The sequence below is a fragment of the Bacillus cereus group sp. MG4 genome (assembly GCF_040460055.1).
GTDB lineage: Bacteria > Bacillota > Bacilli > Bacillales > Bacillaceae_G > Bacillus_A > Bacillus_A wiedmannii.
In genome coordinates this window covers 5,237,346-5,249,434 of the sequence record NZ_JARVGZ010000001.1, presented here as the reverse complement: position 1 = coordinate 5,249,434, position 12,089 = coordinate 5,237,346, and the positions used below count along the sequence as shown (strand labels likewise).

Here is a 12,089-nt window from a genome sequence, read left to right as displayed (position 1 = left end):
ATTTAAGGATTAGGAGTAGATCAAATGCCAGTTACACTAGAACTTATTCTTTTCATTCTTCTAGCAATTTGTGCTGTTGGCTATTTAGTAAAAGAATTTCAAAAAACTAGGAAAAGAACACTTGGAATTTTACTAGAATTCATGGTTCTTTTCTGGTCAATATGGAGAATATCGACTATCATAATCTAATTTGTAAAATATAATCTCCCTTGGAGATGGGCAGTTAGCTTTTGCTAGCTGCTCTTTTATATGTAACCCCGTTAGACAAGTTTTCATATAATATAGTCATTCCTTTCTTATAAATTAAGCTCGTCACTTGAATTATAAAAATAGGAGTATCTCCTATAACCTTTTCAGAAACTATTCATATTTTATTTCTGAAAAAGTTGCTCTGTTTTTTAAAAAGGTGGTTGCGGAAACAACTGCCTTTTTATTTATGACAAAATGAAGTTTTTACCATAAAGTTAATTGTTAAATATTTAACGCATATGCACTATAATTGAATAGGTATTGTGTATTGGCATTAAGAGGAGCACCCTGATTAAGTGCTTCTCTTTTTTATAAAGTAGCGTTTTTATTCAAATTCACTTTCCAACCCTATAACCTCATACATTTGGAACTTTATAGAAAAAAACCCTTTACTTTCAATTTAATTATATTAATATATTAAATGAAAGGTGTGATCAACCAATGGAACAACTTGACTTTAGTTCTTTAGAACAACCACTATTTCTGTTAGCACTTCAATTAATTGCATTTGTATTAGCCATTTGTATCATATATGGAATCTTATACAACACTATATTAAAGTTAAATATGCCTAAATGGACTGCCCATGCGGTAGCTACGATATTTTCCCTCGGTAGTGCCTATCAAGCTTTTATGAATTTCATTTAAAAACCTTTTTCTTTATTTTCTCTCTTATTGAGAAATCTATTATTTACCATGCAAGAACGTAGCAGGCAACTTAATTGGTGGCCTGACGTTTTTGCAGTTATTTATTTTCAAATAACGCTTTTGTTCACTTTTGTAGCTTACTATTCCTCATAGTTGTGTTTTTCTTCTAGGGCTTTTATAAAGTTAAAGTGTCCATCGAGATAACAATCATTGATATAACCCCAAAAATATATTTCATTAACTTCGGTTAAAGTAAAATTTTCATTTTTTCATTCAACCAAGTTCATAACATATTCTTTTCCTCCGATAAAATAATGATTAGGTGCCCCATGCGCATTTTATCCACTGGAAATAATACCTTTCACGTACTTACGTATTAGAAACTTCATTTCTGCTTCTTCTGCAATAGCAATTTTGTTCACTTTTTTGATACATTTATGAAACATTCACATGTTATCTTCAATATGTTCTATTCTTTTTGAAGAACCATGTGAGAATACCAAAACAAGAAGCCCTAGAGCCCTAACTCTAGGGTCTTTTTGTTTCTAAATAAGGATTTTGTTTCAAATGTATTCACTCTTTATTTTCAACCTCCATATACTTATACGGACTATAAAAAATACACAATATAGTTCTTGGTCATAGAGCGTCATATGTCCTAATGTTGCTCTTTTCGATTCAAATAAGAATTTTATTAAAAACTTACATGTATATATTTTTCGTTATATAATTAGAGTATCGATATATTAGGAGTTTTAATTGTTTTAGGGACGATAATGATTTTGTTATACATTTGTTTCGGATTAAGTGCAGTTTTCAGCTTAATAAAAGAATTGAAAAAGCCACAGAAAAACCAGTTCTTGATTTTAGTTGATTCTCTAATTTTGCTAGGAGCCTTAATCCTAGCAGGTAGTATCTTCATCTAAATTACATAACTAGAACTCCAGTTGGGAGTGGAGCAGTTAGCGAAAGCTAACTGCTTTTTATAAATTAACTATTTTATTAAATTTCATTGTTCTATTTTTCTTATAAACCTTACAAATTTGTAATATTAATGTCACCTAAATGGATAGTTAATTGGTTAATCTTGGATTAACATACAGAATGACTAAACAAAACATCAATGAAAGGTGCCACTTGATGGAAAGAAAATTATTACGCTACGAAATTATAAGTATAGCTTTTCTCACTATCCCAATGATATTTATACTTTTGGTATCGTCTCAATCCATTCCCAAAGAATACGGTAAAGAATGGCCAGAAGTTAAAAGAACAGCAGAACTAGTAACTATCGGTTATTTTAAAAAAGAAAAAAATTTTGATATTGTAATTGATAAAATTAGTCCATCAGAAGAATATAGAACGCATGAAATCTTCCTATACGGACATGTCACTGATAACGAACTACAAAAAGTTTATGCTGTTGTAAATTTTAGTGAGCACTATTCGATTAAGGAAATTTCTGAATACGAATTGAAATCCAAGGGCAGTTAACTTAATGTTAGGTGCTCTTTTAATTAAAATAATGCTTTTGTTTAGTTTTAATCTTGCCATTTAGCCCAGTAATCCCAATCGAATCCTTCTTCCTTCGGTGTTGAAATAGCCATTTTTTTCCTCACCAACTACAACATGAGCTTTTTTAACTATTTCATAATCCTCAAAATCATTATTACTACTGACTAACTCTACATAGAAATCTTCCGTAACCCCTTCACCCATTGCCCAATCTTTTGTACGTTCGTACTCATCTGTAGCATCTTTCAGTTCTACAAATTCCTTACTTATCCAATATTCTGTTTGAACTCTATATTTTTCCAACGATAACCCCCTCACTTTTCTATAAAATTCAAATTTGGTCTTACTTTACACCTGTCAATCCATATCCATTTGTTCCGCGTTCACTATCCAATAGCTCGTCCACTTCAACAAAATGAGCTGTTATTACTGGCGCTATGACGCCTTGAGCTATTCGAGTTCCCTTTTCAATTACTTGCGCTTGCATATTAGCCGCTTTAGATACTTCAGCATTATCGACCAGCACCCCAACCTCTCCACGATAGCCACTATCCACCGCTCCAAGAACCACTCTTAACTTCGTATTACGCGTCATACCGCTACGCGGGCGCACCTGTAATTCGTATCCGGTTGGAATCTCAAATGCTAATCCAGTTGGTACAACCTTCGTTTCACCCGGCCAGATAACCGTGTCCTCTGCTGCTACTAAATCGAATCCTGAGTCACCAGGCTTCGCATATCGTGGCAACTCCACATCTTTCAATCGTTTAATTTTCACTCTTAACTTCATTTTCCCCGCTCCTTATAAATAACTTTTCAATTCTTCTTTCCGGTTCTTCAACTCTTCCAAAGAACGCTTTGTCTTACGTTTTTCGCTATCCAATCCAACCAAGTGATATTCCAACTTACGAATCTCACTTTCTACTACATCAAGTTCACTTTGCACCTGCACCACGGTTTCTTTTTTCATTACTTACCTCCCGCTCTGCTTCTTGCTTTCTGTAAAAATCCTTAATTGCTTGTTCCCAATACGTGTAATTGCAACTTGTTACGGCCATTACTCTGCAACTCCTTTCAATAGCTTTCTTAGTTCCTCACATGACCCTTCATATAAATCACGGCCATCAGGTAATTTAAATACCTGCCTAACAATTAGTCGTTCTATTAACCTGTCTTGCTCGCTCATGTTTCCTCCTAACTGATTTGTTTCTTTTTATACTTACGTGGTGACTTTGTAGCTGCTTCATATGGATCCACCTTCCTTTTAACTCTCTGGTAAAAGGTCTTATTACTAATCCCATTCGATTCCGCTAAAGGAATGTACTTTTCGAATCCTTTTGCCGAGGTAGCTGCCTCGTATGGCGTCATGCTGTTACGTTTTCGTCTGTAAAAGGTGGATTCACTAATCCTATTTTTCTCAGCTAATTTCAGTAACTTTGTATTCTTTTCATTTCCTTCCCAGCTCGTACCGACTGGTGTCGTTATAGTACCTTCCAAACTCCAATCCAGCCCCTCCCCATTCGTTGATCTACATTCTTCTTGCTAACGCCAATTTCAGCAGCCTTTGCATAATCCTTTAATGTTGGCTTCTCCATTTGCTCACTCCTAATCCAGTGACATAATTTCGTCTCGTGTACGATTTGAAATTCTTAGCCTAATCTTCTGAATACCTTTACCATGTTCTTTCACCGTCATGCTCCATGCTTCGTCTTCTGTTTCAACATCGAACCAGTCTATTAGGAAGACACCTTTAGGTGTCTTTTCTTTATATAATTCACATAAAATTAATTAAACCCTATAAACAGATGTAGTAAAATAAAATTGGTTGGAAACTCAGATATATTTGTGCTGTAAGAAAAATCTTATGTAGATCGGGGAAGGCATTTCAAAATGAGTGCTTTTTTCTGTGTTTGTACAAAGAAAGCTACATTAGAAGACACAATGAATTAATGAAAAGTAGGCTAAATTGAATATTATTGGGGGATTTAGTGATGAATCACGAAATAATTGAAAAGATTGATAAAGCTATAAAAAAGGTATGGAAAGAAGATTTGAAAATTAATTATGCTAACTACTTTCTTCTAAAAGAGGATTCATTAAAAAATGCTTTTTACTTTCATTTAAGAAACAGACTAGGAGAAGATTTTCTACACAGTAATAATTTGCGGATATTTACAGAGTACTATATTAATGGCGAAAGAATTGACTTAGCTATCGTTGAAATTGATTCAATAGCAGTTGAAGACTACCATTTAAGTGACTGTGTAACTAGAGTATTAGCAGCAGTTGAAATGAAATATAAGGGTGCCGCTGTAAGTGACGATGTATTCTACAAGGATGTTAATAAAATACTTTCTTTTATTAACAGTTGGGGGAATGAAACTAAACATTATTTGGCTTTCATTCAAGAGAAGTATTTTAAAACAGAAGATGTTATAAATTGGTTAGATGATGACCAAGCCAGCAAAGTGAAAGGAACAGTAACTGAGTTATATACCTATTGGAACCAAGAGAATGATGAAACTGTTTGGAGTGTTGTAGATCATTAAATATATCAAGTCGGAGGAAGGCACCTTTGGATGTCTTTTTTTTATACATTAAAAGGGAATTGACAGTATTCCATAGAAAAAACACGCTAAGAGTATGCAAGATTTTATACAGTTTTTCGGCTAATCCAGTAACAAATATTTTCTCCATAATTTCACCAAATATGATAAGAGAGCCATTTGGCTCTCTTATTTTTATTTATGGGGACGGTGGAAATACAATAGCATCCATTGACCTAGCTAATACTATAACACTATCTATATTAAATTCAAAAACACCTGTGCCACGACGAATTTCAAGCGAATAGGTATAGGTTCCTGGACCTGGAGGTATATCAGTCCACGTTAAATTATGGATATCAATTATAACGGAACTAGATCCTACTGGTTTAACAAAATTGATTACGTGTGAATCGGCCTCGATTATTTGTACATCCCCAGTTCGTGTGAACCTAAAAGTTAAACGACAGGTATACAATGTATCTTCGTTAAAAGTATCAATTACAGTTTCAATCATTGAATCTAGCCTTACTCTTTCCCCTGGTATAGTTGTAGTTACGTCAACTTGTAAAATAGTCTGAAAAGTAAAACCTGGATTTTCCGGAATATCCACTCTCTCTGTTGTTTGATTAAAAAAGTAAGAAGACCCTAAACCAATTGGACCTGTTGGGCCTGTTATTCCTGTAGTCCCTGTTGCACCTGTAAGCCCTGTGGCTCCTGTTGGGCCAGTTGGACCTGTTATTCCAATTCCAGTTTCCCCAGTCGGACCTGTAGCCCCTGTTGGACCAGTACTTCCAATTCCAGTAGGACCCGTTGGGCCAGTTGGACCTGTAGAACCAGTCGGTCCAGTTGGTAAAGTGAATGGCGGAATTGGTGGCAATGTAGGGCCCAACAAATTAGGATTAAATGCTGCTCCACTTAAAAACTCATTTTTTTCATTCATGTAAACACCTCCTTACAATACTTGTACTTATCATAATTATTAAATGCTCAATACTAGATAAATGATCTTCACATAAGCGGAATCTCTCTTTTTTTATTTTTGTTCGACAAAATATGACAAAATAGTTGTAACTGACTTTCAGTTCTGCTAAATTCGTTGAACCTAATGAATACATCAAACCCGAAAAAGGGAAAGTTCTAGAAATCGCGTTCAATGCTAAAAACAATGGAAAGAAGGATATATATTTCGGAACTTCTGAATTAAAAATCGCTAATGCTGAAGGTGACCAATTCAAAGAGTACTTCGGTGGAGAAAATACTTTCGTGAACGAAAATATTGCACCAGGTAATCAAATTACTAACAAAATGTCATTTGATGTTCCAGAAGGCGCTAAATTTGTTGGTACATTCAAACCAACATTTACATTTGGTGAAAAATCTGTCAAATTCGAATTTGACGTGGCTAAATAAGGAGAAATTAAAATGAAAAGAACAGCTGAATTTGTATTAGGACTTATTGGTGGGATTTTTGGAATCCTATGTGCATTTATCGCATTATTTATTGGTGGACTTGGATCTGCTCTTGAAGCTGATGGCGCAAACACTGTAATTGGCTTAGGATAGGGCGCTGTAGGCCTATCTGTATTAGGAATCGTTGGATCTGTTATGGTAAGAAGTAAAGTGAAAGTTGGTGGCATCATGATGACTGTTGCTGCTATCGGCGGATTTATTTGTATTTCTGTGATTTACTTATTACCAGGAGTATTATTATTAATCGGTGGATTAATGGGTATCTTCCGTAAAGATAAAGCTACAGTATCTGCTTATAAAATAGGCACTCGAAAGAGTGCTTTTATTTTGCTCTAAGAAATAAATAACATTAGGGGTGAAGTGCATGAGAAAGAGATTTGTTGTGGGATTACTACTTGCTGCATGTCTTTTTCCGCGGGCTGCTCAGCTGATATGAAAGTTGTAGAACAAGATGCTACAGAGAAATTGAAAGATAGCAAGGTGTCACCGTATATTGAAGAGGCTAGTTACAAAGCTGGTAACAGCAATAAAAATGAAACTTCAGTAAACATCAAAATAAATGCGGAGGAACGATTCTCTGCCCTAGAAAAAGTGGAGAAATATGAGGTAATGAGTGAAGCCATTACAAAATTAGTAGGGGCCTCTAACCTAATTAAATGTGGAGACGATAAAGTCTGTACTTATGATAATATACAGATATCTTATCATAATGACATTTATAAAATGAGTGTTATTGATAAGGAATTAGTTATTAATGATAAAGAAAGATACACAAAATCAGATTACAAAAACGATATGGATCACATAAACAAAACTGTTGGTTTAAAATAAAGCTTAATCAAAAAAGTATCACATCCCCATATTATATGGTAAATACAAAGACTCTATTTTGAAAAAAGTTTAATCAAAATAGAGTCTCTTGTTAGAAAGCTAAATTTAGTTTTTATAAAAAAGATTGATTAAAACCCATAATCTTATCTATTATAACAATTTACTTATACCTAACCTATTCTTCAAACCAAAACAGAACTTCAATAGGTGCTTTTAAAACCTTCGCAATATCATATGTAAGTTTGAATGAAGGATTATATTTTCCATTTTCGAGATTTCCAATTGTTTCCCTTCTAACACCTACCTTATTAGCTAAATCTTCTTGAGACATATTTAGCCTTACCCTATATTCTTTCATTCGAGTCTTAAGTGGCATCTTGCATCCCTTTCTTTTCTCTACGCTCAAATACTTCTAAATTAATTATGAATGTGCCTAAAGGTATGGAAAATGAAATTATAACGAATAACCGAATTATATGTACATTTTCAAATATAAAAACACTTAAGAGTAGTATACTGCCTAGTACTATTGCTACGAAAAAAGCTCTTGTAGCGGCGATCCGAACATGCAGCATAAAAAGCTCATCTGGTACTACTCTTGCATATGCGAAGAAGAAAAAGAAACCGAAAAAATAATATGCCCATAAAATATTACCTAAAAATGTAAGCGGACCTAAAAAGCCCAAAAAACCAAGAAATCCTAAATATGCTAATTTATTTTTCATATAAACCTTCTATGTGATAATAAAAAGGACAGAAAAAAGTACAACTGTTTTCTAAACGTCGCGAATTTATCTAACAGTTACATCAATATTACTTAACATGAGAAAATAATATTCAGATGGGAGTCCAATACATATTATTAAAATTAAGATGGTTCAAGTCGGAGGAAGGCACCTTAGGGTGTCTTTTTTTATACGTGGGGTCTCGCCACATGCCCATCAAGCTAAGATTTTAAGACACCCCCATAACGAGAACTTTACCTTTTCACAATTATTTATGAGAATTCGGTTCATTTTTTCCATTTTGGGGAAGAATCAACTTAAGGATTTAGACTATTCTTGAAGTTAAAAGCACGTTACTATTCTCTTATGTTAATGAGAAAGGGTGACGTGCTTTTTATGAATATCCATCAAAAACAAGAGTTGTCTTTATTTACCGAAGAGCTATATCGCTATATGTCTCCCGCTACACTTAATCAATTAGCTATAGACGCAGGCGGAATGAAACGAAAACGTAAGTGCCATGGGCACCATTTTTTATCTTTATGTGTATGGTTAAATCAACAAATCGCTACTACCTCTCTTACTCAACTTTGTAGTCAATTAGAAACTTCAACAGGAATTTTATTAAGTCCTGAGGGACTTAATCGGCGATTTAACTCGGCTTCTGTAGCCTTCTTTCGAACTGTATTTACTACACTTCTACAAGCTAAAATTGGGATTACCTAAGATTTCTCATGCTCTTTCTGCTTACTTTGAGCGTATTCTTATCCTTGATTCTACAACATTTCAAGTGCCGACTCGATTTGCATCTACTTATCCTGGTGCCGGAGGATGTAGTCATAAAGCTGTTGTAAAAATTCAACTAGAGTATGACTTGTTGAGTGGAGAATTTTCTGATGTGAAAATTGAACCCGGAAAACGAAGTGATCAGGCGTATGGTGCGACTCGAACAGGTATGGCACAAAAGAATGAACTATATATTCGTGACTTAGGATATTTTCGTCTACAAGACTTTAAGTCTATTCAAGACAAGCAGGGATATTATTTATCACGTCTTAAGTTACCAACTAAAATATATAGAAAAGAGTTCGAAACAGTGGTATTTAAAACAAAACCTGCTCAATTGAGACCAGTATATATACAAATTCATTTGGAAGACATCATGAAACAATTACAACCTGGCCAAGTGTATGAATTACATGATGTATATGTAGGGAGTAAAGACAAACTTCCTACTCGTATTGTGGTTTATAAATGTACGGAGGAGCAAAAACAAAAACGCCTACATGATCGAGCTATTCGTGAAAAGACCACGTTTTGTATAAAAATATACCTTAAGTTGAAGGATGTGTTGCCGTACCCCTATCATGGGGTACGGCAACCATTCCTTCTTTTTGGAGCCACTCATAAATAATTAAGTCAAGACAAATCGGAACAAACACAGATTAATCTTGATATACTTTTCAACATTCTAAAGGTGCATATTTAACCATAATTAGTGACTTAGTATGCACATTCGATTTTTTGGTTATTTTTTTGTAATTATAATTTTGTACATATGCGCTTTATATAGTGATCTCTAATAATAAGGAAGTAAATAATTTGCATACAAATAAAGCTTACTAATACAATAATTGAGCTTTGAATAACGGACATTTCCTTACTTACTGTCTGTCCTAATTGGTGAAAAGTTAGAAATGCAAAACTGCTGTGAACCATAGCTATTACAATCGGTAAGAAAAATAGTAACATCATCTTTCTTGTTACAATTTGCTTTAACTCTTTTTGGCTTAAACCTAATTTTGAGATTATCTGATATTGCTCTTGATCACGTTCTAGATCAGTAAATAGACGGAAATATAAAAAGCTAAGCATAAACACAAAAAATACTATTCCCACCATTACACTTGAAATAGAAAGTAATCCGTTTTGTTGTTTTAATTCAATCCATTTTAAATACAAAGATGAAAAGGCATAATAATCCTCTTGATTCGTACCAATGAACTTCATAAGGTTTGTAGAAATCGCACTTGTTTCAGACCAATTTTTAACGATAAAACCGTATATGGTGTAATCTCGGAGTACACCTTCTTGTTGAACATTTAGGACCTTATTGTAAACAGCATCAGAGACAATAACAGGTTTACCAAACGCGCTCGTTAATTCTGGGATATAAACTGTTTTTTGAACAGAAAGTGGTACTTCTAGTTCACCATGCCTTAATTCAAAAGGTTTTAGATCCTCTGCACTTTTGTGTTTTTTCTCTAATCGTATAACGATGCTTTCATTTTCATTTTTTAATTTCTCTATTTCATATCCTAATTTTTTAGCGTATTCATTATACGTAGAAAGATTAATTAAAACCGGCCCACTTTGTGCCCTTTTAAATTTTATTGCTACAAGTTTATAAGAAAATCCAGATTCTTTTAATTGCTTTTTTATCTCATCAATATGCGCTTTTTCTTGTATATTCCCCTTATCTGATCGATAGGTAAATGCATATGGGGTCTCATGTTTTGCCAATTCAGGATTTGCGATAGCCGTACAAACTCCAATTGCCGTAAAAGCAACTGCAGATATAATTGTAATGATAAAGAACGTTCTCGCATTATCTTTCATTCGATACATCAATTCTGAAATAACAAGGAGATTCGTTCTATTAAAGAATGTAGTTTCTCTATTTTTTAAAGCAGATAACACATATACACAAAATTGAGTAAAGAAAAAATAGGTTCCACACACAATTAATACGACACCTACTCCTACGAGTAGGAATAATTGATTTAAACGCATGTAATCGATAGCGGTGATACTATGGTGAACGCAGGAGTAACCTACTCCAAATAAAATAATGACCAACAAGGATATCCAAACAGACACTATTGGCTCAGTTTTTGGTTTTCCCTCTGATTTTATGAGTTCTACTAGCTCATTCATTTTCACCATTTTTGATGTAAACAATGAAATAAGTAGAAATAAAATAAAAAAGGACATTGCTGTTACTAGCATTGCCTCTAAAGGAAAGTAAAATGCTAACGTTTGCTCTACTCCTAATAAAGACCCACTAACTAGTAAAAATAATTTAGAAAAAACCATTCCAAGTCCGATGCCTACTACTATAGAAGGGATTCCAATCAACATATTTTCGAAAAAAATTAGTCGATGAAGCTGTTGATGAGACATTCCATGTAACATTAATAATCCAAACTCTTTTTTTCTATTTTTTAAAAATGCACTAACAGAATACAAAATAAATAAGAAAGAAAAGACAAAAATTAAGTAATAAGATAAATGAAATCCTATTTTCCCAAATGTACTCATAATGGTATTTACATGAGTCAGTTCGCCTTGTAGGTTCGGATGAAAGATAAGTAGTCCATAAGTGAAAAAAATCAATACCGCAAATGTACTACTAAAAAAATGACCTAGATATATTCGTTTATTCCGTAAAACATTATTGAATGCGAGCTGTCGAAAAGTCATGTTTATTCCCCCCTAACATAGAAAGACTATCCATAATATTTTTATAAAATAATGGGCGATCACCATTGTAGCAAACTTCATTGTATAAATGACCATCTTTAATAAAAAATTATACGGTCACAGTAACTTGCAGCAACTGGATCGTGCGTTACTAACATCATTGTTGTTTTTTCTTCTTTATTTAATAGTGTTAATATCTCCATTACGTCTTGAGAGGCTTTAGAATCTAAGTTTTCTGTTGGCTCATCGGCAAGAACCAATTTAGGAGAGTGAATGAGTGCACGGGCAATCGCTGTTCGCTGTGCTTGCCCTCCTGTTATTTCATACATCCGCATATTTAAAATTTCATTTATTCCTAATTTCCCCAAAATAGATTCTACTCGTTTATTTATTCTTTTCACATTCATGCCATCTAAAACAAGCGGAAGAAACATATTCTCTTTTACTGTTAATGTATGCAACAGATTAAAGGATTGAAAGACGAATCCTAATTCCTTTCTGCGAAATAAGGCCAAATCATTGGGTGAGAGTTGATTGATGATGCCCTTCTCCCCTATACATGCACTATACATAGAAAAAGCGAAGTCTTCAAACCGACTCCGCCTTTTCTATGTATCAT

At 33.8% G+C, this 12,089-nt stretch carries 15 protein-coding genes and 4 pseudogenes; 8 read left to right on the top strand and 11 right to left on the bottom strand.

Annotated features, from left to right (window positions below; all coding sequences use genetic code 11):
• Positions 1 to 24: 24 nt before the first annotated feature.
• The 3 genes from QCI41_RS27715 to QCI41_RS27705 all read left to right on the top strand — a co-directional run bounded on the left by QCI41_RS27715 (position 25) and on the right by QCI41_RS27705 (position 2,391).
• The gene (locus tag QCI41_RS27715; RefSeq protein WP_076542668.1) at positions 25 to 189 is read left to right on the top strand and encodes a hypothetical protein; all 165 of its coding nucleotides are present in this window, start codon (positions 25 to 27) and stop codon (positions 187 to 189) included.
• A gap of 501 nt (positions 190 to 690) precedes the next feature.
• The gene (locus QCI41_RS27710; RefSeq protein ID WP_353836145.1) at positions 691 to 897 is read left to right on the top strand and encodes a hypothetical protein; all 207 of its coding nucleotides are present in this window, start codon (positions 691 to 693) and stop codon (positions 895 to 897) included.
• A gap of 1,140 nt (positions 898 to 2,037) precedes the next feature.
• Entirely contained in the window at positions 2,038 to 2,391 is a 354-nt protein-coding gene (locus QCI41_RS27705) for a phosphoglycolate phosphatase (RefSeq protein WP_353836146.1), read from the top strand.
• Positions 2,392 to 2,451: 60 nt separating this feature from the next.
• Here QCI41_RS27705 and QCI41_RS27700 read toward each other — a convergent pair whose 3' ends face one another.
• The 6 genes from QCI41_RS27700 to QCI41_RS27675 are packed head-to-tail and all read right to left on the bottom strand — an operon-like array spanning position 2,452 to position 3,909.
• Entirely contained in the window at positions 2,452 to 2,715 is a 264-nt protein-coding gene (locus tag QCI41_RS27700; RefSeq protein WP_353836147.1) for a hypothetical protein, read from the bottom strand.
• Positions 2,716 to 2,755: 40 nt separating this feature from the next.
• The gene (dut, locus tag QCI41_RS27695) at positions 2,756 to 3,202 is read right to left on the bottom strand and encodes a dUTP diphosphatase (RefSeq protein WP_353836148.1); all 447 of its coding nucleotides are present in this window, start codon (positions 3,200 to 3,202) and stop codon (positions 2,756 to 2,758) included.
• A gap of 12 nt (positions 3,203 to 3,214) precedes the next feature.
• On the bottom strand, positions 3,215 to 3,382 hold the full coding sequence (locus QCI41_RS27690; RefSeq protein ID WP_186305756.1) for a hypothetical protein: 168 nt from the start codon (positions 3,380 to 3,382) through the stop codon (positions 3,215 to 3,217).
• A complete protein-coding gene (locus QCI41_RS27685; RefSeq protein ID WP_001985755.1) occupies positions 3,348 to 3,470 on the bottom strand; it encodes a hypothetical protein in 123 nt (40 codons plus the stop codon). Before QCI41_RS27685 ends, QCI41_RS27690 begins: the two co-directional genes overlap by 35 nt.
• Positions 3,470 to 3,598: a Fur-regulated basic protein FbpA gene (fbpA, locus tag QCI41_RS27680; protein ID WP_283885217.1), complete on the bottom strand. Its 129-nt coding sequence runs from the start codon at positions 3,596 to 3,598 to the stop codon at positions 3,470 to 3,472. The genes QCI41_RS27685 and fbpA overlap by 1 nt, the downstream gene beginning before the upstream one ends.
• 8 nt (positions 3,599 to 3,606) lie before the next feature.
• Positions 3,607 to 3,909, bottom strand: coding sequence for a hypothetical protein (locus tag QCI41_RS27675; protein WP_483299549.1), 303 nt, complete (start codon positions 3,907 to 3,909; stop codon positions 3,607 to 3,609).
• Positions 3,910 to 4,403: 494 nt separating this feature from the next.
• Between QCI41_RS27675 and QCI41_RS27670 the strand changes: the two genes are divergently transcribed.
• A complete protein-coding gene (locus tag QCI41_RS27670; protein WP_353836149.1) occupies positions 4,404 to 4,961 on the top strand; it encodes a hypothetical protein in 558 nt (185 codons plus the stop codon).
• A gap of 196 nt (positions 4,962 to 5,157) precedes the next feature.
• Here QCI41_RS27670 and QCI41_RS27665 read toward each other — a convergent pair whose 3' ends face one another.
• Positions 5,158 to 5,901, bottom strand: a complete 744-nt coding sequence (locus tag QCI41_RS27665) for an exosporium leader peptide-containing protein (protein WP_353836150.1) — start codon at positions 5,899 to 5,901, stop codon at positions 5,158 to 5,160.
• A 131-nt stretch (positions 5,902 to 6,032) separates the two neighbouring features.
• Here QCI41_RS27665 and QCI41_RS27660 point away from each other — a divergent pair.
• The 3 genes and pseudogenes from QCI41_RS27660 to QCI41_RS27650 all read left to right on the top strand — a co-directional run.
• A pseudogene (locus QCI41_RS27660) lies at positions 6,033 to 6,371 on the top strand (DUF4352 domain-containing protein); the annotation flags it as partial.
• A gap of 12 nt (positions 6,372 to 6,383) precedes the next feature.
• Positions 6,384 to 6,767, top strand: a pseudogene (locus QCI41_RS27655) (DUF4064 domain-containing protein).
• 96 nt (positions 6,768 to 6,863) lie between these two features.
• Positions 6,864 to 7,262, top strand: coding sequence for a hypothetical protein (locus QCI41_RS27650; RefSeq protein ID WP_353836151.1), 399 nt, complete (start codon positions 6,864 to 6,866; stop codon positions 7,260 to 7,262).
• A 175-nt stretch (positions 7,263 to 7,437) separates the two neighbouring features.
• On the opposite strand, the gene QCI41_RS27645 is transcribed toward QCI41_RS27650, so the two are convergent.
• A complete protein-coding gene (locus tag QCI41_RS27645; protein WP_001128820.1) occupies positions 7,438 to 7,638 on the bottom strand; it encodes a helix-turn-helix transcriptional regulator in 201 nt (66 codons plus the stop codon).
• A complete protein-coding gene (locus QCI41_RS27640) occupies positions 7,628 to 7,987 on the bottom strand; it encodes a DUF3796 domain-containing protein (protein ID WP_016089759.1) in 360 nt (119 codons plus the stop codon). The genes QCI41_RS27645 and QCI41_RS27640 overlap by 11 nt, the downstream gene beginning before the upstream one ends.
• A gap of 396 nt (positions 7,988 to 8,383) precedes the next feature.
• On the opposite strand from QCI41_RS27640, the pseudogene QCI41_RS27635 reads away from it, so the two are divergent.
• Positions 8,384 to 9,296, top strand: a pseudogene (locus QCI41_RS27635) (IS4 family transposase); the annotation flags it as partial.
• Between the two features lie 233 nt (positions 9,297 to 9,529).
• Here QCI41_RS27635 and QCI41_RS27630 read toward each other — a convergent pair.
• Together QCI41_RS27630 and QCI41_RS27625 are read right to left on the bottom strand one after the other, a co-directional pair.
• Positions 9,530 to 11,470 carry an FtsX-like permease family protein gene (locus tag QCI41_RS27630; RefSeq protein ID WP_353836152.1) on the bottom strand — a complete coding sequence of 647 codons (1,941 nt, stop codon included), beginning with the start codon at positions 11,468 to 11,470 and terminating at the stop codon, positions 9,530 to 9,532.
• Positions 11,442 to 12,003 (bottom strand): annotated as a pseudogene (locus QCI41_RS27625) (ABC transporter ATP-binding protein); the annotation flags it as partial. The gene QCI41_RS27630 and the pseudogene QCI41_RS27625, both read right to left, overlap by 29 nt.
• Between the last annotated feature and the right edge of the window lie 86 nt (positions 12,004 to 12,089).

Bases quoted from the DNA above. Each gene is read 5' to 3' on its own strand.
- QCI41_RS27650 (WP_353836151.1), top strand. From the start codon at position 6,864: ATGAAAGTTGTAGAACAAGATGCTACAGAGAAATTGAAAGATAGCAAG.
- QCI41_RS27715 (WP_076542668.1), top strand. From the start codon at position 25: ATGCCAGTTACACTAGAACTTATTCTTTTCATTCTTCTAGCAATTTGT.
- fbpA (WP_283885217.1), bottom strand. From the start codon at position 3,598: ATGAGCGAGCAAGACAGGTTAATAGAACGACTAATTGTTAGGCAGGTA.
- QCI41_RS27710 (WP_353836145.1), top strand. From the start codon at position 691: ATGGAACAACTTGACTTTAGTTCTTTAGAACAACCACTATTTCTGTTA.
- QCI41_RS27645 (WP_001128820.1), bottom strand. From the start codon at position 7,638: ATGCCACTTAAGACTCGAATGAAAGAATATAGGGTAAGGCTAAATATG.
- QCI41_RS27630 (WP_353836152.1), bottom strand. From the start codon at position 11,470: ATGACTTTTCGACAGCTCGCATTCAATAATGTTTTACGGAATAAACGA.
- QCI41_RS27670 (WP_353836149.1), top strand. From the start codon at position 4,404: ATGAATCACGAAATAATTGAAAAGATTGATAAAGCTATAAAAAAGGTA.
- QCI41_RS27640 (WP_016089759.1), bottom strand. From the start codon at position 7,987: ATGAAAAATAAATTAGCATATTTAGGATTTCTTGGTTTTTTGGGCTTT.
- QCI41_RS27705 (WP_353836146.1), top strand. From the start codon at position 2,038: ATGGAAAGAAAATTATTACGCTACGAAATTATAAGTATAGCTTTTCTC.
- QCI41_RS27685 (WP_001985755.1), bottom strand. From the start codon at position 3,470: ATGGCCGTAACAAGTTGCAATTACACGTATTGGGAACAAGCAATTAAG.
- QCI41_RS27665 (WP_353836150.1), bottom strand. From the start codon at position 5,901: ATGAATGAAAAAAATGAGTTTTTAAGTGGAGCAGCATTTAATCCTAAT.
- dut (WP_353836148.1), bottom strand. From the start codon at position 3,202: ATGAAGTTAAGAGTGAAAATTAAACGATTGAAAGATGTGGAGTTGCCA.
- QCI41_RS27690 (WP_186305756.1), bottom strand. From the start codon at position 3,382: ATGAAAAAAGAAACCGTGGTGCAGGTGCAAAGTGAACTTGATGTAGTA.